19 protein-coding genes are annotated in these 19,839 nt (G+C 67.6%); 11 read left to right on the top strand and 8 right to left on the bottom strand.

Features of this window, described 5'->3' with window-relative positions; genetic code table 11:
• Positions 1–6 precede the first annotated feature (6 nt).
• Positions 7–1,155 carry an LppM family (lipo)protein gene (locus F1D05_RS35555; RefSeq protein ID WP_185444641.1) on the top strand — a complete coding sequence of 383 codons (1,149 nt, stop codon included), beginning with the start codon at positions 7–9 and terminating at the stop codon, positions 1,153–1,155.
• Positions 1,152–1,346, top strand: a complete 195-nt coding sequence (locus F1D05_RS35560) for a DUF3046 domain-containing protein (protein ID WP_185444642.1) — start codon at positions 1,152–1,154, stop codon at positions 1,344–1,346. Before F1D05_RS35555 ends, F1D05_RS35560 begins: the two co-directional genes overlap by 4 nt.
• 40 nt (positions 1,347–1,386) lie before the next feature.
• On the opposite strand, the gene F1D05_RS35565 is transcribed toward F1D05_RS35560, so the two are convergent.
• The 3 genes from F1D05_RS35565 to F1D05_RS35575 form a co-directional block, all read right to left on the bottom strand.
• A complete protein-coding gene (locus F1D05_RS35565) occupies positions 1,387–3,510 on the bottom strand; it encodes an MMPL family transporter (RefSeq protein ID WP_185444643.1) in 2,124 nt (707 codons plus the stop codon).
• Positions 3,511–3,653: 143 nt separating this feature from the next.
• Positions 3,654–4,217, bottom strand: a complete 564-nt coding sequence (locus F1D05_RS35570; protein ID WP_185444644.1) for a GrpB family protein — start codon at positions 4,215–4,217, stop codon at positions 3,654–3,656.
• A gap of 51 nt (positions 4,218–4,268) precedes the next feature.
• Positions 4,269–5,060 carry a hypothetical protein gene (locus F1D05_RS35575; protein ID WP_185444645.1) on the bottom strand — a complete coding sequence of 264 codons (792 nt, stop codon included), beginning with the start codon at positions 5,058–5,060 and terminating at the stop codon, positions 4,269–4,271.
• Between the two features lie 249 nt (positions 5,061–5,309).
• On the opposite strand from F1D05_RS35575, the gene recA reads away from it, so the two are divergent.
• From recA to rny, 5 genes are all read left to right on the top strand, one after another.
• Positions 5,310–6,395 (top strand): recombinase RecA, encoded by a 1,086-nt coding sequence (recA, locus tag F1D05_RS35580; protein ID WP_185444646.1) that lies wholly within the window; start codon positions 5,310–5,312, stop codon positions 6,393–6,395.
• A gap of 1,727 nt (positions 6,396–8,122) precedes the next feature.
• Complete coding sequence (locus tag F1D05_RS35585; RefSeq protein WP_246486240.1) at positions 8,123–8,644, top strand: regulatory protein RecX; 522 nt, start codon at positions 8,123–8,125, stop codon at positions 8,642–8,644.
• 245 nt (positions 8,645–8,889) lie between these two features.
• Positions 8,890–9,138 carry a hypothetical protein gene (locus F1D05_RS35590; protein WP_185444647.1) on the top strand — a complete coding sequence of 83 codons (249 nt, stop codon included), beginning with the start codon at positions 8,890–8,892 and terminating at the stop codon, positions 9,136–9,138.
• Positions 9,139–9,351: 213 nt separating this feature from the next.
• The gene (locus tag F1D05_RS35595) at positions 9,352–9,966 is read left to right on the top strand and encodes an antitoxin (RefSeq protein WP_185444648.1); all 615 of its coding nucleotides are present in this window, start codon (positions 9,352–9,354) and stop codon (positions 9,964–9,966) included.
• A gap of 489 nt (positions 9,967–10,455) precedes the next feature.
• Positions 10,456–12,159, top strand: coding sequence for a ribonuclease Y (gene rny / locus F1D05_RS35600; protein ID WP_185444649.1), 1,704 nt, complete (start codon positions 10,456–10,458; stop codon positions 12,157–12,159).
• 58 nt (positions 12,160–12,217) lie between these two features.
• On the opposite strand, the gene F1D05_RS35605 is transcribed toward rny, so the two are convergent.
• The 3 genes from F1D05_RS35605 to F1D05_RS35615 all read right to left on the bottom strand — a co-directional run bounded on the left by F1D05_RS35605 (position 12,218) and on the right by F1D05_RS35615 (position 13,757).
• Positions 12,218–12,598, bottom strand: coding sequence for a nuclear transport factor 2 family protein (locus F1D05_RS35605; protein ID WP_185444650.1), 381 nt, complete (start codon positions 12,596–12,598; stop codon positions 12,218–12,220).
• 93 nt (positions 12,599–12,691) lie between these two features.
• Positions 12,692–12,991, bottom strand: a complete 300-nt coding sequence (locus F1D05_RS35610; protein WP_185444651.1) for a hypothetical protein — start codon at positions 12,989–12,991, stop codon at positions 12,692–12,694.
• A gap of 106 nt (positions 12,992–13,097) precedes the next feature.
• Positions 13,098–13,757, bottom strand: coding sequence for a neutral zinc metallopeptidase (locus F1D05_RS35615; protein WP_185444652.1), 660 nt, complete (start codon positions 13,755–13,757; stop codon positions 13,098–13,100).
• Here F1D05_RS35615 and F1D05_RS35620 point away from each other — a divergent pair.
• Positions 13,756–13,959, top strand: a complete 204-nt coding sequence (locus tag F1D05_RS35620) for a hypothetical protein (protein ID WP_185444653.1) — start codon at positions 13,756–13,758, stop codon at positions 13,957–13,959. The genes F1D05_RS35615 and F1D05_RS35620 overlap by 2 nt on opposite strands.
• Positions 13,960–14,018: 59 nt before the next feature.
• Here the strand turns inward: F1D05_RS35620 and F1D05_RS35625 are convergent, their stop codons facing one another.
• A complete protein-coding gene (locus F1D05_RS35625; RefSeq protein ID WP_185444654.1) occupies positions 14,019–15,182 on the bottom strand; it encodes an acyl-CoA dehydrogenase family protein in 1,164 nt (387 codons plus the stop codon).
• A 55-nt stretch (positions 15,183–15,237) separates the two neighbouring features.
• Positions 15,238–15,816: a DUF1707 SHOCT-like domain-containing protein gene (locus F1D05_RS35630; RefSeq protein ID WP_185444655.1), complete on the bottom strand. Its 579-nt coding sequence runs from the start codon at positions 15,814–15,816 to the stop codon at positions 15,238–15,240.
• Between the two features lie 72 nt (positions 15,817–15,888).
• Between F1D05_RS35630 and dxr the strand changes: the two genes are divergently transcribed.
• From dxr to ispG, 3 genes are read left to right on the top strand one after another with little or no spacing between them, the layout of a single operon-like run.
• Positions 15,889–17,121 carry a 1-deoxy-D-xylulose-5-phosphate reductoisomerase gene (dxr, locus tag F1D05_RS35635; protein ID WP_185444656.1) on the top strand — a complete coding sequence of 411 codons (1,233 nt, stop codon included), beginning with the start codon at positions 15,889–15,891 and terminating at the stop codon, positions 17,119–17,121.
• Positions 17,118–18,425 carry a M50 family metallopeptidase gene (locus F1D05_RS35640; RefSeq protein ID WP_185444657.1) on the top strand — a complete coding sequence of 436 codons (1,308 nt, stop codon included), beginning with the start codon at positions 17,118–17,120 and terminating at the stop codon, positions 18,423–18,425. Before dxr ends, F1D05_RS35640 begins: the two co-directional genes overlap by 4 nt.
• A 22-nt stretch (positions 18,426–18,447) precedes the next feature.
• A complete protein-coding gene (ispG, locus tag F1D05_RS35645; protein ID WP_185444658.1) occupies positions 18,448–19,599 on the top strand; it encodes a flavodoxin-dependent (E)-4-hydroxy-3-methylbut-2-enyl-diphosphate synthase in 1,152 nt (383 codons plus the stop codon).
• The last annotated feature ends 240 nt before the right edge of the window (positions 19,600–19,839 follow it).

The raw sequence follows: 19,839 nt of genomic DNA on the forward strand, positions 1-19,839 counted from the left end.
GGCGACATGAAGAACCGCCTGCGTGCTGCGCTCCTCATCGTGGCCTGCCTGGTCGCGCTGACCGGCTGCGTGAAGATCGATGCCGACCTCGAGGTGCACTCGAACGAGACCGTCTCGGGGTCGATGAAGATCGGGGTCGACATGCAGTTGGTCGAGTCCAGCGGCCAGTCGCTCGACAAGATCCGCGAGCAGGTGGAGCAGGGGATCAAACAGACCACCACCGACGGCGTCACCTGTAAGTCCTACGAGGACGACAAGTACGTCGGGTCCGACTGCAAGTTCGACAACGTGCCGTTCAGCAAGATGGGCACGAGCACGGACGACGGCGTCGGGTTCCGCAAGGAAGGCGACAAGATCCACGTCACCGTCAAGGGAATGGATCTGGGCACTACCACGGCCGGGAGTACGCCGGTGATCAGCTTCAAGATCAGCATGCCGGGCAAGATCACCGCGCACGACTCCGGTGCCAAGGTCAGCGGCAGCACCGCGACGTACGACAGCCTCGACAAGCTCGGCAACGTCGACCTGACCTCTGAGACCGGCAGTAGCTTCCCGCTGTGGGCGGTCATTCTCATCATCGTGTTGCTGCTGATCGCGGCCGGCGTGGTGTTCCTCGTACTGCGGCGTCGCAAGGCGGCCGCGCAACAGCAGCAGTACGGCGGCCAGTACGGGCAGTACCCAGGTCAGCCGCAGCAGGGCCAGTGGGGACCCCAGTACGGCGGTCAGCCGGGCCAGGGTCAGTATGGCCAGCCGGGTCCGGGCGGACCGCAGTACGGGCAGCAGCAGCCGGGCGGACCGCAGCACGGTCAACCGGGCGGTCCTGGGCCGCAGGGGCAGCCGCAGGGGCAGCCGCAGTACCCGGGTCAACCGCAGCCGGGTCAGTACCCTGGTCAGCAGCGGCCAGGTCAGCCGCAGCCGGGCCAGTGGGGTCAGCCGCCGCAGTACGGGCAGCCGCCTCAGCAGGGTCAGGGCGGTTGGGGACAGCCTGGTCCGCAGGGACAACCGCCTCAGCAGCAGCCCCCGCAGGGACCGCCCCAGCAGCAGGGGCCGCCTAAGCAGGGTCAGCCGCCGCAGCAAGGTGGCTGGGGGAAGCCGCCGCAACAGGGTGGACAACAGGGCGGCAGTGACCGTCCGGACAACGACGGGCAGGCATGAGGCTGACGGAGTTCTGGGACCGGATGGATCGCCATCTAGGTCCCGCCTACTCGCGCACTTGGGCGGAGACCCAGGTGGTGAGTGGCCTCGGTGGTCGTACGGTCACCGAGGCACTGGCCGAGGGGGAGCACGCCAAGACCGTGTGGCGTGCCGTCTGGGCTCACCTCCAGCTGCCTCCCAGCGAGCGCTGAAGCCCCGCTCAGCTTCCTCCTGGCGAGGCTGAGCTCCGGCTCAGCTGCCGGCCATCGACCGCTCGGGCTCCGGTTCGGGCAGTTCGTCGACGATCTCCGGATCACGTTTCGCGGCCAGCTTGCTCGGCCACCACAGGTGCCTGCCGATGTCCAGGTTGAGCGCGGTCACCAGTACCGAGCGGACCACGATGGTGTCCAGCAGGACACCGAGCGCGACCGCGAGACCGATCTCCGCGAACGCGACCACCGGCATGGTGGCCAGTACGGCGAAGGTGCCGGCCAGGACGAGCCCGGCCGAGGTGATCACCCCACCGGTCGCTGCGACGCCGATCAGCGCACCGCGCGTGGTGCCGTGGACCTTCGACTCCTCGTGCACCCGGGTCATCAGGAAGATGTTGTAGTCGATGCCTAGGGCAACCAGGAAGACGAAGACGAACAACGGCAGCGAGGTGTCCGCGCCCTCGAAGCCGAGCAGGTGATGGAACACCAATGCACTGAGGCCCAGCGCTGCGCCGAACGACAGCACCACCGTTGCCACCAGCAACAGCGGAGCAACGATGGCCCGCAGCAGCAGAGCGAGGATCAGCAGCACGACGGCAAGCACCACGGGGATGATCACCTTGTTGTCGTGATCAGACGCTCGCCGTGTGTCCAGCAGGATCGCAGCACCACCACCAGCCCGGGCGTCAGCGCGAGGCACTGCGTGTACTGCGGTCCGCACGCGATCCACCGTGTCCTTGGCCGCCTGGGTGTCGACTGCGTCCGTCATGGTGCCTTCGAGGTATGCCACTCCGCCGGAGACCTTCGGCTCGGCTACCTGCGCGATCCCCTGCGTGGAGGACATCGCAGTACGGACTGCTGCCGCCTGATCGGCGTTGCTCACCACCACGAGTGGGTTGCCCGCTCCGGCAGGGAAGTGGGCGGCCACGATCTTCTCGCCGACCACCGAGTCCGGAGTACCGGTGAAGGACTCTTCGTTCGTCAGTCCGTTGGCGTCAAGCGTCAGCATGCCGAGCGCTGCAGCGCCAAGGATGACAGTGGTTGTCACCCAGGTGAGCCGCGGCCGTACTGCGATGCGGCGGCCGATCCGTCCCCACAGGCTCGTCTCTGTGTGGTCCTCCGAGCCGTAGGTCGGCCGGAGCGGCCAGAACACCCAGCGACCGCACACCACGAGCAGTGCCGGCAGCAGTGTGAGCATGGCCAGCAGTGCGACAACGATGCCTACTGCTGCTACCGGTCCGAGGCCGCTGGTCGAGTTCATCGAGGCCAGCAACAGACAGAGCATCCCTGCGACAACAGTCGAACCAGAGGCGAAGATGGCCGGGCCAGACCGATGCAGTGCGAAGGCCATCGCTTCGTGGCGATCCTGATGTCGACGGAGCTCTTCTCGATAGCGCGCTATCAGTAGCAGGGCATAGTCCGTCCCCGCACCGAATACGAGCACTGTCAGGATCCCTGCGCTCTGTGCGTTGACAGTCAGATCTGCCTTGGTCGCCAGGAGGTAGATGACTGCCTGGGCGGCGAACAGCGCGGTGCCGGCCGAGATGAGCGGCAACAACCACAGCACGGGGCTGCGATAGGTGAGCAGCAGGATGATGATGACGACCGCGGCCGCGGAGTACAGCAGCTTGCCGTCGATGCCGGCGAAGGCCTCTTGCGAGTCAGCCGCGAACCCACCCGGCCCGGTCAGGTGGAACGACAAGCCGTCAGGCCGGTCGGCCGCCACGCGGCGAATGTCGTCGGCCCTTGCGCCGATCGTGTCCCAGCCGCCTGCTCCAGCGTTGATCGGCACGAGCACCTGCAACGCCTTGCCGTCCTCCGAGGGGATAGGTCCGATCACGTCGCGGTCGACGTCCTGGAGCTTCCCGTACTGCCCGACGTGGCTCGCGACGGCCTGCTGGTCCGCCGGAGTGACTCCCTCGGGCCGTTCGTAGACCAGCACGGCAGGGATCTCGTCAGGCGAGGAGAACTGGGCTGTCGCCTTCAGTACCTCGGTGGACTCGGCGTTGCCCGGTAGCCAGGCCACAGCGTCGTTCTCCTGCGCACCGGTCAGCTTGCTCGCCGGACTGACGCAGACGCCGACCGCGATGATCCACAGCGCCAGCACTATCCACTTCGACACCTTGCCGCACGGCAACGCCGCGAGCCGCCCCACACCAGCCATCCCGAATCACGCCCCCTCGGGAACCGCCTGCCCGTCGTACGCCGGGTCACGCCGGCAAGCCCCTGGTCCAGACTGGTGGCTGCTGGGAGCCGCGTCAACGAGCACTACGTAGTGCTGCGCTCACTGTCGGATATGCAACCTGATCAGGCAGTCCAGCCGGTCCGTGCGGCCCACTCCTCGGCAGGTAGATAAACGAGGTCGCACACTGGGTCCTTCAGGTCGGCATAGCCGCCGACAGAGTCGAAGGGCAGCATCGCTGCGCGCCGCTTGAACTCGCCGTACGCTGTGGCTGTGTCCGGGTGGGCACGTAGATAGTCCCGGAACAGCAGCGCGTACCTCTGGTTGGCACGGCCTTCCACCCGGATGTGCAGGTTCACCCTGCGCCGGTACATGGGCTCGACCACGATCCGCTTGACCCACTGGGACTCGTCCTGCGGTAGGCCTGGCACAGGATGGTCCCGGCGCGGCGGCCGTACTTCCCAGTTCGCCGCTGCCAGCAATTGCGCGGCCTCGTCCAGCTCTGGTTCGGTGGCCACGGTCGCCTGGATGTCGAGGATGTCCTTGGCCGGGAGCCGCGGCACCGAAGTCGAGCCGATGTGGTCGATGCGGACCGCAGTACCGCCGAGGATCTGGTGGATGGTCTCGGCCGTCTTGTCGTACTGTGCCGGCCAGGACCCGTCCGGCTGGACGATCACGATCGCGGTCATGGGCAGATCATTCCAGCGCGAGGCAGGCCGCGGACAAGGGTTTGTGCCCGGTCAGACCGGTTTGACCCGGAAACTGCCGGTGGTGAGCAGGTCTGCCGCGGCGTAGGCGGCTCTGCGGATGCCCTTGCGCTCGTCGAAGAAGCCGCCGACCACACCGATGGCTGGGACCTTGCCGAGCATCCTGGCGCCGATACTGCCGCGCGGGCGGTCCTCGAACACGTCACCGAGGCCGCCGAGCAGCTTGCTGATCCGCCAGACCAGTCGAACGCCCTTGCGCAGCCCGGCTTCGTCGGACTCGTCACCGAAGCCCAGTTGCTTGGCCACATCCTGACCGGCCGCAGTGGGGTCGTCGTACTCGAGCACTGCGTCCGGCGTGATCGGGCGAGAGGTCAGCACCCTGGCGATCACCGCAGTGCGATCGGCATGCGCTTCCACGCCGTACTCGCGACAGACCGCACCGATCACCATCGCCTGTACTGCGGCGCCCAGGGTGTCTTTGATCGGCAGGGCGTCGGCAGCGGCGCCACTGAGCCGGGGGAGTCCGGCGGCGACCGCGGCGAACCCGCCGAGCCGCTCGACCCACCAGTCGCAGCGCTTCGCGAGTGGCAGTGTCGGCCACTCGGCGTGCCCGGGCACCTTCATCGTGAGCAACCGGTCGATCGCCAGGATCAGGCCCTTCTCGGCCAGGTTCGGTTGCTCCTGGGCGGAGTACTCGGTCAGGGCGCTGCGGATGCCGAACGGGTCCTGGGTGCGCAGCGCGTCCAGCACCGAGTCGATGCCGAACTCGACCCGGCTGAGGGCCAGGACCACGGCGGAATCAGGGACGTCCGGGCGCTCTGTCACGGTTGCCAGGGTAGAGACTCTGCGGGCCAGAGCGGATGTTGGGTTAACTTCGGCGTGTCAGTTGCGGTTCGAACACGTGTTCGGGTTAGTTTGTCTCGTACGAGTTCGTCGGATCGGCCGAAGTTGTCCACAGATTTCAGGTGGCACCGAAACTGTCCGACGTAACCCATACCGTCTCTGGCGACAAAGAATTCCTCCGGGCAGCTGGGACAGCGGCCCCGATTACTAGATGGGTTAGGTGGCAGTCTGATGGCTGGTGCAGCAGCGAGTGCGGCGGCGGAGCAGCGCAAGGCCGGGGATCGCGAAAAGGCTCTGGCGACCGCGCTGACGCAGATCGAGCGGCAGTGCGGCAAGGGCTCGGTGATGCGGCTGGGCGAGCAGGGCCGGGCGCCGATCGAGGTCATCCCGACCGGGTCGATCGCGCTCGACATCGCGCTCGGTATCGGTGGTCTGCCCCGCGGCCGGGTGGTGGAGATCTACGGCCCGGAGTCCTCGGGTAAGACGACGGTGGCGCTGCACGCGGTCGCCAACGCCCAGCGGGCCGGCGGCATCGCGGCGTTCATCGACGCGGAGCACGCCCTCGACCCGGACTACGCCCAGAAGCTCGGCGTCGACACCGACGCGCTGCTGGTCTCGCAGCCGGACTCCGGTGAGCAGGCGCTGGAGATCGCCGACATGCTGATCCGCTCCGGCGCGGTCGACATCGTCGTGATCGACTCGGTCGCCGCGCTGGTGCCCCGGGCCGAGATCGAGGGCGAGATGGGTGACAGCCACGTCGGTCTGCAGGCCCGGCTGATGAGCCAGGCGCTGCGCAAGATGACCGGTGCGGTCAGCGGCACCAACACGACCGTGATCTTCATCAACCAGCTGCGCGAGAAGATCGGCGTCATGTTCGGTTCGCCGGAGACCACGACCGGTGGAAAGGCGCTGAAGTTCTACGCGTCGGTCCGGCTGGACGTGCGCCGGATCGAGTCGCTCAAGGACGGCACCGACTTCGTCGGCAACCGGACCAGGGTCAAGGTCGTGAAGAACAAGGTGGCCCCGCCGTTCAAGCAGGCCGAGTTCGACATCATCTACGGCCAGGGCATCAGCCGCGAGGGCAGCCTGCTCGACCTCGGCGTGGAGCAGGGCTTCGTCCGCAAGGCCGGCGCCTGGTTCACCTACGAGAGCGACCAGCTCGGCCAGGGCCGGGAGAACGCGCGGAACTTCCTGCGCGACAACCCCGATCTGGCCAACGAGCTGGAGAAGAAGATCAAGGAGAAGATGGGCATCGGCCCAGTGGTGGACAAGCCGGCCGACGCCGCCGCGCCGGCCGAGGTCGATGTCGACTTCTGACCACACCCCAGCTCCCGGCGCCGACCGTCGAGGCAGCTCCAAGAAATCCCTACCGGAGCTGCCCGACGGAGTCCGCCGGGGACTCTCGGGAATCACCCCGCCGAAACCGGCGGGGCCCGACCCAGACGCAGAACGCCCACCCGTCCAACCCCTCCCATGGTTCCGAGACGGCGACCCCACCGGTCGCCCCGCCAAGTCGAGCGACCGCTCCGCAGGCCCCAGCGACCGCTCTGTAGGGTCCGGCGGACGGTCTACCGGGTCGGACGGACGCGCTGATGGAAGTGCCGGCCGCACGGCAGGCTCCACCGGTCGTTCAGCAGGTTCTGCTGGCCGAACTGGAGGGTCGCCTGCGCGCCGGGGCGGATCCAGTAACCGCACTGGCGAGACCAGCGGCCGCGCGAGCAGATCCAGCCGCCTCGGCTCCGCCGAACCAGCTGAGTTCGACCCTTGGTCGACCGGCCTCGCGGAGCGCGCCGGCGGGCCGGACTGGTTCGACGTCCCCACGGAAGACCCCGACGGCCCGGACCGAACCGCGGGCACCCGTGCTGCAGCTCGCCGCACCGGCGCCGCGGCCCCACGCTCTGGCACCTCGGTCCCTCGCGCTGATGCCTCAACCTCAGGTACTGACGCCTCATCCTCAGACCCCGACACCCGCCCCCAGCGCACCGCCACATCGTCCTCAGCCACCGCCGCCTCAATCTGGGGCGATGACCCTTCAACCCCACCTGCCACCGCTTCAACCGCGCGCCCCTCGACCTCAGCTGCCGCAGATTCGATCTGGGGCGACGACACCCCAGCCCCGGCTGCAGGCGCCTCCACCGGCCAGGCCTCGGCTGTTGCTGGTTCGGTCTGGGGTGACGACGGCGACGCGTCTCCGGCTGCGGGTGCTATGACCGGTCAGGCTTCGACCTCGGCTGCCGCCGCTTCGATCTGGGCCGACGATGCGTCAGCCGCCAATGGTGATTCACCTTCCGGCAATGGTGACCAGCCCTCGAACGACTCACCCGCGGCTTCGGATGCTTCCACCCGCCACGTCTCGAGCTCACTTGCTGCCGATTCAATCTGGGGCGAGGACACCCCGGCCCAGGTTGCGGGTACTCCCATGAGCCGGGCCCTCGGCTGTTGCTGGTTCGGTCTGGGGCGAGGACGACGCGGCACCGGACGCGGGTGCTTCGAGCGGGCGGGCTCCGGCTGCTGCTGATGCTGTGTGGGGTGAGGACGACGCGGCTTTGGCTGCGGGTGCTTCGAGCGGCCGGGGGTCGGCGTCGGGTGCTGCTGGTTCGGTCTTGGGCGAGGATGTTGCAGCCCCGGATGCGGGGGCTTCGAGCGGCGGCGGTTCGACGTCGGCTGCTGCTGGCTCGGTGTGGGGGGAGGATGCCTCCGCTGCTGGTGGTGCTTCGACTTCTGGCGACGCCGACTGGGCCTTGGATGCCGGTTCGGCGTCGGGTTCGGCTGGCCGGGCTTCTACTTCTTCTGCCGCTGCTGATTCGATCCGGGGTGGCGGTGACTCGAGCGCGGGCGGAGGTGGTTCGAGTGTGGGGGAAGGTGGGTCGATCGGTAGTGGAGATGCGTCGCGTGGGGCTTCGGCGTGGGGTGGTGGTGGGGCGTCGGATGATGGGGCGGGGGTAGGGGGTGGTGAGGCTTCTTCGGGGAGGTCTAGTCGGCGGCCGGGGATGCGGCGGACTCGGCGGTTTGGGGCGGGGCGGTCTGGGCCGGTTGATCGTGAGATGGACGAGATGGCGAATCCGCATCAGGTGGCGCGGACGATCTTGCTGGACAAGCTGAGTGGGCAGCCGCGTACGCGCGCCGAGTTGGCTGATCTGCTGGCCGAGCGGGAGATTCCTGACGAGGTGGCGGATGAGGTGTTGGATCGCTTCACCGAGGTCGGGTTGATTGACGACGCCGCGTTTGCGAACGCGTGGGTGGAGTCGCGTCATCGTGGCCGTGGTTTAGGTAAGCGCGCTCTTGCTCAGGAACTCCGTCGTCGTGGGGTCGATGACGAATTGGCCCGTGATGCCCTGGAAGAAATCGAACCGGACCAGGAAGAAGCCACCGCCCGCGCCTTGGTTCGCAAGAAGCTTCGGTCGATGCGTTCTCTTGAGCGCCAGGTAGCCATGCGTCGCCTGCTCGGCATGCTCGCACGCAAGGGGTACCCGGGCGGACTGGCCATGACCGTCGTCAAACAAGAACTGGCCGCCTCCGACGAGGAACTCCCTCTCCTCGACGATTCGGGTCTGGAAGCCGAGTAGCCCCGAGCCCACCAACGCTCGGCTGCCCTCGATCGCCGAAGTAGGCGGCCGCAGACGCAATCACCCACGACCCTAGTCCGTAGGCGACCTCCCAGTCCGGGGCGCCTCGAGTGATCAGGCGCGGGAGGCCCGGACGTCGACCTCCCCGTCTGTGCGCCCTCGAACGATCAACTGCGGGGTGTGCTGCTGGCGGTGGAGGGTTGGAAAGTCGGTTGCTGGGGAGGTGGGTGGCTGAGGGTGGGGGGATGTTGACGGAGGAAGAGGTTGTGGGGTTCGGGCGGGATGGGTTTGTGGTGGTTCGGGGTGCTGTGGGGCGGTCGGTGATGGGGGCGTGTGTGGATGTGGTTTGGGGGGAGTTGGAGGGGCAGGGGTTCAGGCGGGATGACGTTTTTGCCCAGCCGGGTGTTGCCCTGCTGGAGCCGTTGCCGCTGGTGGATCGGAGTACGGCGTACCCGGTGGAGGCGGCCGTTCTTGACGCGATAGGGACCCGCTGAGGGCGCTCGGAGATTGTGTTGAGGCGTCCGCGACCGCTCGGAGGCGGGTGGGGTGGTTGTGGCGGGTGAGGGTAAGGAGACGGGGGCGTGCGGCGAGGGACGTTGACGGGTGAGGGCTGACGGTGTCTGATCCGAAGTACGGATCGGGTTTTGGGTGGTCCGTAGGCTGAGATTTTCGTCCGATCCGCCCCTGACACCTCTCGGAGGGTGCAAATGAACGATTTCCAGGAACAGGCGAAGAACTGGCTCCGGAACGTCGTCAAGCAAGACCCGGACAAGATCAAGGCGGGCGTCGAGAAGGCCGGCGACCTGATCGACAAGCAGACCGGCGGGAAGTATGCCGACAAGATCGACTCCCTGCAGGAGAAGGGCGGTCAGTACGTCGATTCGCAGTCCGCCAACGGCTCCGGAGCACCCGGTACCTCCGACAGCACGACCCCGGAACCCACGGACACCAGCACCCCGGAACCGCCCGACAGCACGACCCCGGAACCCGTGGACACCAGCACCCCGGAACCGGCCGACGACACTGCCCCGGAACCGGCTGACACCAGCGCTCCGGAATCGCCGGACTCGGCGACCGCAGACGACGATGCCGCGGCTGAGAGCGGGCCGGATGACGGTGCGCCCGACGCGGAGAGTCAGTCCGAGGAGACCCTGGCGGCCGATGGCGGCGTGGTCGGTGGAGAGGTGCCTGATGTAGCCGAGCAGCCGGACAGTTCGGCGGGTTCGAATGCCGCAGGTGCCGAAACCGGCGCCACCGCCACCGGCGTATCGGGCAACGACACCGACACCTCCGAAGGCGGCCTCCCAGGCCCACGCGACTGACCGAGTAAGGCAGAACAGCCCGAGAGAACCAGCCCAGGCCCCGCGGCCAGTCCCGAATTCACGGACCCGCGGGGCCGAGCTGTTCCTGACGCCCTCCACGAGTGATGGTCGGAGAGTGATGGGGGATTCACTGATCGGACTACTGGTTCAGACCGTGATGCCGGCCGTGGGTGTTTGTCTTGACCCTGTGGATAGCCGCGCCTAGCCTCGGGATTAGTAAGGGATCACTCCACCTGACGGTGGCGGACATAGCACCGGCGGGCCGGTTCATCACCGGCTGACCTGCCGGAACGATGATGCGATACCAACGCTCGACCGAGCTGAAGACGGTCCACCGCGACCCCGATCGCGGCTGGAATATGACGGACCAGGCACCGCCTGACCAGGCTGGTGCGTTTCGCCGTACCGTCGTCCGACCGCTGAGTGGACCATCCCTTCGCAGCAGCCAAAGTCGCGCCCGCTGGGCGGACTCGAAGAGGGGAGACGCCGATGTCACTCGCGGCTATGCCGGTGGCGGCATCTGTCGGGCTCGTCCTGATCGGCCTACTGATCGTGGGTCTCCTCGCGTGGATCGGCTTCACGCTGTCGCGCCGCAAGGAGGCCGACGCGTCGGCCGCCGTCAACGCGGCCGAGGCGACGGCGAAGCTGGAGGCCGCCGCCGTCACGGCGAGCGCCAAGGCGTCGGCCGAGCTGGTCCGCAGGCAGGCCGAGGAGGAAGCCGCCGTACTGCGGGTCCGGGCCGAGTCCGCCGAGCAGCGTGCCGAGGAGATCCGCCGTGGCGCGGAGGACCGGGCGTCCGAAGTACGGCGGGAAGCCGAGCAACGAGCCTCCGATGTACGCCGGGAGGCAGAGCTCGAGGCCCAGTCGATCCGGGACGACCTGCGCGAGCAGCGGCTCGAGATGGAGCGGCGCGAGCACCGGTTGACCGAGCGGGAGGAACGTCTCGACGAGCAGCACCGTGGGATCGAGGAGCGGCAGACCGAGCTGACCGTCCAGCTCGCCGAGCTGGATCAGAGCAAGGCCGAGATCCGGGATCTCCAGGACGAACGCCGCCGGATCCTCGAGGGCGTCGCGAACCTGACCGCCGAGCAGGCGAAGACCGAGCTGGTCGCCGCGATCGAGACCGAGGCGAAGCGGCACGCGCACTCGATCGTCCGCGACATCGAACGGCAGGCGCAGGACGAGGGCGAGGTCAAGGCGCGCAAGATCATCACCGGCGCGGTCCAGCGGCTGGCGTCCGAGCAGACGAGCGAGTCCGTCGTCTCGGTGGTGCACCTGCCCAGCGACGACATGAAGGGCCGGATCATCGGCCGCGAGGGCCGCAACATCCGGTCGTTCGAGCAGACCACCGGCGTCAACCTGATCATCGACGACACCCCCGAGGCCGTACTGCTGTCCTGCTTCGACCCGGTACGCCGGGAGACAGCGCGGCTGACCCTGGACTCGCTGGTACTCGACGGCCGGATCCACCCGAGCCGGATCGAGGAGATCTACGAGCGCAGCAAGGGCGAGGTGGCCGAGTTGTGCCAGCGCGCCGCCGAGGACGCGATGGCGGACGTGGGGATCACCGATCTGCACCCGGAGCTGATTCGCACGATGGGGCTGCTGCGCTACCGCACGTCGTACGGGCAGAACGTGCTCAAGCACCTGATCGAGTCGGCGCACATCGCCGGGATGATGGCGGCAGAGCTCGGGCTGGATGCGAAGCGGTGCAAGCGTGGTGCGTTCCTGCACGACATCGGCAAGGCGCTCACGCATGAGTCCGAGGGCAGTCACGCGATCGTCGGTGCGGAGCTGGCTCGCAAGTACGGCGAGGACGATGACGTCGTGCACTGCATCGAGGCGCACCACAACGAGGTCGAGGTACGGACTGTCGAAGCCGTGCTGACCCAGGCCGCCGATGCGGTCAGCGGTGGCAGGCCGGGTGCGCGGCGCGAGTCGCTCGAGGCGTACGTCCAGCGGCTGGAGCGGCTGGAGGAGATCGCGATGCACCACGACGGTGTCGAGAAGGTGTTCGCGATGCAGGCCGGCCGGGAGATCCGGGTGATGGTGCTGCCGGACGCGGTCGACGACATCGCCGCGCAGGTGATGGCGCGCGACATCGCCAAGCAGGTCGAGGAAGAACTCACCTACCCCGGCCAGATCCGCGTCACCGTTGTCCGCGAGTCCCGGGCCACCGAGGTCGCGAAGTAGCAGGAGCAGCCGGTACTGCGTACTTCGGTACGCCGTACCGGCATTTCCGGGCGCTCGGTCAGCTCGGGTCGGCGTACTTGGCTCGCCAGTCGGGCGCCTCGAACGGCGAGCCGTAGATGCGCGTCTCGCGCGCCACCCGGCCGTCGGAGAACTCGACGATGTTCGCGACGTAGAACACCTCGCCGCCGTAGTCCGACCGAGCCAGTACGACGAAGTGGTCGCCCGCGCCGGCGATTCGCTGGATCTCGATCGACGGTGGGGCCGGGTACTCCCGTTGCATCTCCCGCATCTTGTCCCGCCCTGTGATGCGCTCGCCGGACTGCGGCATCTCCATCACATAGTCCTCGGTCCGCAGTTCGTGCTCGGCCTCGGCGGACAACGCCAGTTGCCCGTCCGCCGGCCACAACCGCTCCAGCAGTTCTCGATTGTGATCAGTCATCCCCGCCACCCCCTCCGGCCTCGTTGCCGTACCTCACTCTGCGCCGAAATCCTTAGCCAGGCTTAAAGCAGCGCGGCCACCTCCTGAAGCCGCTCAGTTCTGGGTGGGGGAGTGCCCGTCCTGGTAGGCGACCGGGGTGACGTCGATCTGTTCCTGGATCGCGTACTCGTGCGGAGCGGTGTCGTACTGCTCCTCGATCCCCGGCTTGATCAGCGTGATGTCGTCCCGCTCCTGTTGTCTGAGCACCCGGTACGACAGCCATAGCCCCGCCGCCGCGCCCAGCATGATGACGACACCGACCACTGTGAGATTCACCGGTCCTGAGCCGTGATGGACCGCGAAGGCGAGGATGGCGCCCGCTGTCATCAGCAGGATGCCGACGTTGATTCTCATCTTTGCCCCTTTCCCCGCCAGGGCGGTGCCACACAACCGTGACCAGTTGTTGATGCTCGTTCACTCTCAGTACCCAATCAAACGATTGCCATCCGCAAGCGCATTCTCAGGCGATGGTCGCGGGTGCTGCGGTGAAGGTGTTGCAGGATCCTGGGTTTCCGGAGGCGAATCCTTGCCGGGACCAGCGGCTGTGGTTGGTCTTCTTGCCGTGGGAGCGTTCCGGGTTCCACTCGTCGCCGCGGTTGGCGACCGTCCAGTGCCACTTCTTCAGCCAGGAACCACTGGCCGGGAAATACCGGCGGTCGGCGCCGAGGTAGACCCCGCTCAGACACGATGCCTGCAGTTCCAGCCGCCGGCTCTCGGTCAGTTGGGTGTTGACGCCGTTCGCGTAGCCCGACCTGGCGTTCGATGCGTCCATGATCCCGGTCAGCCGCTGGATGTGGTGGCCGTACTCGTGCGCGACCAGGAAAGCCATCGTGGTCCGCGTCCACAGCCGGTCATAGCGGCGCTGGTTCGTCAGATCGAAGTCGGCCGTCATCGAGATGACGCCGTTGCAGTACGCCGCGGAGTCGGTCACGGCGCACTGCGTCCGGGTGTGTCCGTGAGTGATGATCTCCACCCGCGGCGCCCAGAACGTGAAGCCGGCCTTGCGTACGACGGGCGCCCAGGCCCGATCGAGGCAGCGGACGAATTCGGTGTAGTACGCCTGAAGCTTGGCAACCGAAGTAGCCCGGTCGGATGGCTCCTTGCAGCCGCCCATCGTCATGCCCAGCTCGCCGCACCGCCACGAGGCGACGGTCGAGGTGGCGCCACTGGTCGGCGCCCCAGAGGTCCAGGCCCTTCTGGGCGTCGGCGATCTCGCCGGCAGTCAGTTCGTCCTCCGAGGAGAGCAGGACGACGCGGGCGGTGAAGTCGTCCAGGCACACCCGACCGGCACGAACTCCATCGATTCGACCGCGAGGCCGTAGTACTGCTCAACGGCATCGACCAAAGCGCGACGGTCGACAGCCGGTTCGACGAGCATGCGTCAGCGGAAGGCGGCCTGGCCGGTGAGCGCCTGGCCGATGACGAGTTGGTGGACCTCGGAAGTGCCTTCGTAGGTGAGGACGGATTCGAGGTTGTTCGCGTGCCGCATGATCGGGTACTCGCCGCTGATGCCGTTGGCGGCCAGAATCGTGCGGCATTCGCGCGCGATCGCGATCGCCTCCCGCACGTTGTTCAGCTTGCCGACGCTGACCTGCTCGGGCCGCAGCACGCCCTTCTCCTTCAGCCGGCCGAGATGCACCGCGAGCAGGATGCCCTTGTTCAGCTCGACGCTCATGTCGGCGAACTTCGCCTGGGTCAGCTGGTACGCCGACAGCGGCTTGTCGAACACCTGCCGCTCGGCCGCGTAGTCCAGTGCCGTCTCCAGGCAGTCCCGGGCCGCGCCCATCGCGCCGAAGATGATCCCGAACCGCGCCTCGTTCAAGCACCCCAACGGTCCCGACAGACCACGGGCCTCGGGCAACATCGCCGACGCGGGCAGTCGGACATCCTCAAGAATCAGCTCGGACGTCACCGACGCCCGCAGCGACATCTTCCGGGTGATCTCCGGCGCCGAGAACCCAGGCGTCTCAGTCGGTACGACGAAGCCGCGCACCCCGTCCTCGGCGCGTGCCCAGACGACCGCGACATCGGCCACCGACCCGTTGGTGATCCACATTTTCGAGCCGTTCAGCACCCAGTCGTCGCCGTCGCGCCGGGCGTTCGTCCGCATCCCCGCCGGGTTCGACCCGAAGTCCGGCTCGGTCAGGCCGAAGCACCCGATCGCCTCGCCGGCGGCCATCCGCGGCAGCCATTCGGTCTTCTGCTCCTCGCTGCCGTACTTCCAGATCGCGTACATCGCCAGCGATCCCTGCACGGACACCAGCGACCGCATCCCCGAGTCGGCCGCCTCGATCTCCAGACAAGCCAGCCCGTACGCCACCGGCCCGAGCCCCGCACAGCCGTACCCGGTCAGGTGCATCCCCAGCAGCCCGAGCGCCCCCAGCTCCTTGGCCAGGTCGCGCGCCGGGATGGTCGCCGACTCGAACCACTCCGGCAATTGCGGCCGCAACCGTTCGTCCGCGAACCTGCGAGCAGTCGCCCTGATGTCGAGCTCTTCGGAGGTCAGCAGCGAGTCGACGTCGATGAGATCCAGCGAAACGGTCATGACGTCACGCTAGCCGCAACCCACCCGCCCGTGCTTTGAGATATCCACAACACCGTTACTTGCGATACCAAGGCCACCACCAGCGGCGTTTGCGGGCATGCCGTACGACGATGCTGCCGTGGCGGGCCTCACCGGTCACGCGGAGCCGCACACCACCGGGCGCCGGCGTGCCGGCTTTGTTCGACGCCGTGCCGTGCACCATGTCGACCTCGTCGATGTTGATGCTCCAGCCCGGCGGCACGATCATCACGACCGAGCTGTGCTTGATCCGCGCGTCGACCTGGATCTCCCGCCAGCGGACCACCGCGTCGGTGAAGTCGAGCCGGACCGACGAGTGTTCCGCGACGGCGACCACTCGCTCCGGCACCTGCCACGAGCCCTCGCGCTTCTGGGCGCTGTGCTTCGCGCGGATGACCATCTCGGCGGCGCTGCTGCCGTGCGCGACCGGGACCAGATCCGCGGTCGCCGTCCGCAGCTCCAGTTGGGTCTTGGCCGAGTAGATCTGGGTCAGCCGTTCGTCCAGTTCCTCGAAGTCGAGCCGGCCGTCGCCGTGGGCTTCCTGCACCATCGAGGCGGCCTGTTCGCGGTCGTTGTCAGAGGCCCGGCGCTCGGGCGGCGGCTGTTCCAGACTCATAGGAGCAAAGGTAGCGCCGAGACCGGGCCGCGCCGTACGGCGAATCGCCTCGGCCACCCCCGACCTGGGACAATGACCGACGTGAATCCGCGTACCGTCGTCATCCTCGGCTCGACCGGCTCGATCGGGACCCAGGCGCTCGAGCTGATCGGCCGCAACCGCGACCGGTTCCGGGTGCTCGCGCTCTCGGCCGGTGGCGACAACGTCGGGCTGCTCGCCCAGCAGGCGCTGGAGTTCGAGGTCGAGGTGGTCGGCGTCGCGAAGGCGACTGTCGCACAGGACCTGCAACTGGCCTTCTATGCCGAGGCGCAGCGTCGCGGCTACGCGCAGGGCGACTTCCGGATCCCCAAGATCGTCACCGGGCCGGATGCCTCCACCGAACTCGCCGGGATGGCGTGTGACGTGGTTCTCAACGGCATCACCGGCTCGGTCGGGCTGCGGCCGACGCTCGCCGCGCTGGACGCCGGTACGACGCTCGCGCTCGCCAACAAGGAGTCTCTGGTCATCGGCGGCCCGCTGGTCGTCAAGCGGGTCAAGCCGGGCCAGATCGTGCCGGTCGACTCCGAGCACAGCGCGATCGCCCAGTGTCTGCGCAGCGGCACAGCTGACGAGGTACGCCGGTTGCTGGTGACCGCGAGCGGTGGGCCCTTCCGCGGCCGGTCGCGGGCCGAGATGACGGACGTCACGCCCGAGCAGGCGATGAACCACCCGACCTGGGACATGGGCCCGGTGATCACGATCAACTCGGCCAACCTGATCAACAAGGGGCTCGAGGTGATCGAGGCCCATTTGCTCTACGGGCTGCCGATGGAACGGATCGACGTGGTGGTGCACCCGCAGTCGATCGTGCACTCGATGGTGGAGTTCATCGACGGCTCGACCGTGGTGCAGGCCTCGCCACCCGATATGCGGTTGCCGATCGCGCTGGCGCTCGCGTGGCCCGACCGCATTCCGGACGCGGCGCCGTCCTGCGACTGGACCACCGCGTCCAGCTGGGAGTTCGAGCCGCTCGACGACGAGGCGTTCCCGGCGGTCCAGCTCGCCCGCGAGGCGGGGGAGCGCGGCGGTACGGCGCCCGCAGTACTGAATGCCGCCAACGAGGTCTGTGTGCAGGCCTTCCGGGAAGGGCGGCTGCCGTTCCTGGGCATCGTCGACACCGTGGCCCGGATCGTGACCGAGCACGACGTACCCTCGTACGAGGGACTGTCCGTCGACGACGTGCTCGCGGCGGACGCTTGGGCCCGGACCAGGGCCCGTGAACTGACCGCCGCGACCGACCAGCGCCAGGAGACCACACAGGCATGAGCGCACTCCTCACACTCCTCGGGATCGTGCTGTTCGTCGTCGGCATCCTGGTGTCGGTCGCACTGCACGAGATGGGCCACATGCTGCCCGCGAAGGCGTTCGGCATGAAGGTGACCCAGTTTTTCGTCGGCTTCGGCAAGACGGTCTGGTCGGTCAAGCGCGGCGAGACGGAGTACGGGTTCAAGGCGATCCCCGCCGGGGGGTTCGTCCGGATCATCGGGATGATGCCGCCGGCCAAGGGGCAGGATGCGACCAAGGTCCGCAAGGCCAACACCGGCCCGATCCAGTCGCTGGTGGAGAACGCGCGCAGCGCGGAGTACGAGACGATCGAGCCGACCGACGACGGCCGGCTGTTCTACCAGAAGGTGTGGTGGAAGAAGCTGATCGTGATGGCGTCCGGCCCGCTGGTGAACGTGGTGATCGCGTTCGTCCTGTTCGGCGGCCTCTACATGATGTACGGCTTCCCGGTCGCGCAGACCACCGTCTCCACTGTCACGGACTGCGTGATCCCGGCCTCCGAGGCGTCGGCCGCCCGCAAGTGTGAGCCGGGTGACAAGGAGTCGCCGGCCAAGCAGGCCGGGTTCAAGGTGGGCGACAAGATCGTGGCGTTCAACGGCACGGCCATCAACAGCTGGGACGACCTCACCCCGCTGATCCGGGCCAACACGGACAAGCCGGCCACCATCGCCGTGGTCCGCGACGGTCAGCCGGTCACGCTGCGGACCAGCACGATCGTGAACCAGGTGGTGGAGAAGGCCGGCTCGGAGAAGCTGGTCTCGGTCGGCTTCCTCGGCGTGTCACCCGAGAGCAAGATCGAGCGGCAGGACTTCGGTTTCGTCGTCCACCAGATGGGTCAGATGACGGTCGGCACCGTCCAGGCCCTCGGTCGATTCCCCGAGAAGCTGGTCGGCGTGGCCAAGTCGATCGTCGGCGGCCAGCGGGACAAGGACAGCCCGATGAGTGTGGTGGGTGCCAGCAGGGTGGCCGGTGAGGTCGCCTCGAGCGACCTGACCGTCGGCCAGAAGGCCTCGACGCTGGTGATGCTGCTCGGTTCGCTGAACCTCTTCCTCGCGCTGTTCAACTTCATCCCGCTGCTGCCCCTGGACGGCGGCCACATGATCGGCGCCATCTGGGAAGGCATCCGGCGCGGGTTCGCCAAGCTGTTCGGTCGTCCCGACCCCGGTTATGTCGATGTCGCCAAGCTGCTGCCGATCGCTTATGTCGCGGCCAGCTTCATCGTGGTGATGGGCGTCCTGCTCGTCATCGCCGACATCGTCAACCCGATCAAGCTGTTCAACGGCTAATTCCTCAACGGTTAAAGGAAAAATGAGTATCTCCCTGGGCATGCCCGCGCTGCCTCCGCCGACCCTCGCCCCGCGCCGCAAGACTCGCCAGATCAAGGTCGGCAAGGTGCTGGTCGGTGGTGACGCGCCGGTGTCGGTGCAGTCGATGACGACGACGCTCACGTCGGACGTCAACACCACGCTGCAGCAGATCGCGGAGCTGACCGCGGCCGGCTGCGACATCGTCCGGGTGGCCTGCCCGTCGCAGGATGACGCCGACGCGCTGCCGGAGATCGCCAGGCACTCGCAGATCCCGGTGATCGCGGACATCCACTTCCAGCCGAAGTACGTGTTCGCGGCGATCGAGGCCGGTTGCGCCGCAGTACGGGTGAACCCGGGCAACATCCGCAAGTTCGACGACCAGATCAAGGAGATCGCGGCCGCCGCGAAGGACCACGGCACCTCGATCCGGATCGGCGTCAACGCCGGTTCGCTGGACCCGCGACTGCTGCAGAAGTACGGCAAGGCGACGCCCGAGGCGCTGGTCGAGTCGGCCGTCTGGGAGGCGTCGCTGTTCGAGGAGCACGACTTCCACGACTTCAAGATCTCGGTCAAGCACAACGACCCGGTCGTGATGGTCAAGGCGTACGAGCAGCTCTCCGAGGCCGGCGACTGGCCGTTGCACCTCGGCGTCACCGAGGCGGGTCCGGCGTTCCAGGGCACGATCAAGTCGGCGGTCGCGTTCGGTGCGCTGCTGTCACAGGGGATCGGCGACACCATCCGGGTCTCGCTGTCCGCGCCGCCGGTCGAAGAGGTCAAGGTCGGCCTGCAGATCCTGCAGTCGCTGAACCTGCGGGAGCGCAAGCTCGAGATCGTCTCCTGCCCGTCCTGCGGGCGCGCCCAGGTTGACGTCTACACCCTCGCCGAGCAGGTCACGGCCGGCCTGGAGGGGATGGAGGTCCCGCTCCGCGTCGCCGTGATGGGCTGCGTCGTGAACGGCCCGGGCGAAGCCCGCGAAGCCGACCTCGGTGTTGCCTCCGGCAACGGCAAGGGCCAGATCTTCGTCAAGGGCGAGGTCATCAAGACCGTCCCGGAGTCCAAGATCGTCGAAACCCTGATCGAAGAGGCCCTCCGCATCGCCGAAGAAATGGGCGAGTCCGCCGAGTCCGGCGAACCCACCGTCACCGTCAGTTGACGGCGTACACCGTCAGTTGACGGCGTACACCGTCAGGCGCCCCGTCTACTCCGGATGGGGCCGCCTCGCCGCCATCAATGGTGCGGCAGTCATCCGTCCAGCGGTGCGGCAGTCATCTGTCTGGTCCGTCGACTGCCCGGCTCGACTCGCCGATTTTGTTGCCGAAGTACGGCCAGTCGAGCCGGTAGGTGGAGCAAAAGCCGCGAGTCGACCCGGTAAGTGCGTTCTGCACGGCAGGTC

It is taken from the genome of Kribbella qitaiheensis, from assembly GCF_014217565.1.
In the GTDB taxonomy this organism is placed as follows: Bacteria; Actinomycetota; Actinomycetes; order Propionibacteriales; family Kribbellaceae; genus Kribbella; species Kribbella qitaiheensis_A.

Coding starts and splice junctions, on each gene's coding strand:
- F1D05_RS35555 (WP_185444641.1), top strand. CDS start 7: ATGAAGAACCGCCTGCGTGCTGCGCTCCTCATCGTGGCCTGCCTGGTC.
- F1D05_RS35560 (WP_185444642.1), top strand. CDS start 1,152: ATGAGGCTGACGGAGTTCTGGGACCGGATGGATCGCCATCTAGGTCCC.
- F1D05_RS35565 (WP_185444643.1), bottom strand. CDS start 3,510: ATGGCTGGTGTGGGGCGGCTCGCGGCGTTGCCGTGCGGCAAGGTGTCG.
- F1D05_RS35570 (WP_185444644.1), bottom strand. CDS start 4,217: ATGACCGCGATCGTGATCGTCCAGCCGGACGGGTCCTGGCCGGCACAG.
- recA (WP_185444646.1), top strand. CDS start 5,310: ATGGCTGGTGCAGCAGCGAGTGCGGCGGCGGAGCAGCGCAAGGCCGGG.
- F1D05_RS35585 (WP_246486240.1), top strand. CDS start 8,123: ATGGACGAGATGGCGAATCCGCATCAGGTGGCGCGGACGATCTTGCTG.
- F1D05_RS35590 (WP_185444647.1), top strand. CDS start 8,890: ATGTTGACGGAGGAAGAGGTTGTGGGGTTCGGGCGGGATGGGTTTGTG.
- F1D05_RS35595 (WP_185444648.1), top strand. CDS start 9,352: ATGAACGATTTCCAGGAACAGGCGAAGAACTGGCTCCGGAACGTCGTC.
- rny (WP_185444649.1), top strand. CDS start 10,456: ATGTCACTCGCGGCTATGCCGGTGGCGGCATCTGTCGGGCTCGTCCTG.
- F1D05_RS35605 (WP_185444650.1), bottom strand. CDS start 12,598: ATGACTGATCACAATCGAGAACTGCTGGAGCGGTTGTGGCCGGCGGAC.
- F1D05_RS35610 (WP_185444651.1), bottom strand. CDS start 12,991: ATGAGAATCAACGTCGGCATCCTGCTGATGACAGCGGGCGCCATCCTC.
- F1D05_RS35620 (WP_185444653.1), top strand. CDS start 13,756: ATGCCCAGCTCGCCGCACCGCCACGAGGCGACGGTCGAGGTGGCGCCA.
- F1D05_RS35615 (WP_185444652.1), bottom strand. CDS start 13,757: ATGACGATGGGCGGCTGCAAGGAGCCATCCGACCGGGCTACTTCGGTT.
- F1D05_RS35625 (WP_185444654.1), bottom strand. CDS start 15,182: ATGACCGTTTCGCTGGATCTCATCGACGTCGACTCGCTGCTGACCTCC.
- F1D05_RS35630 (WP_185444655.1), bottom strand. CDS start 15,816: ATGAGTCTGGAACAGCCGCCGCCCGAGCGCCGGGCCTCTGACAACGAC.
- dxr (WP_185444656.1), top strand. CDS start 15,889: ATGACCGACGTGAATCCGCGTACCGTCGTCATCCTCGGCTCGACCGGC.
- F1D05_RS35640 (WP_185444657.1), top strand. CDS start 17,118: ATGAGCGCACTCCTCACACTCCTCGGGATCGTGCTGTTCGTCGTCGGC.
- ispG (WP_185444658.1), top strand. CDS start 18,448: ATGAGTATCTCCCTGGGCATGCCCGCGCTGCCTCCGCCGACCCTCGCC.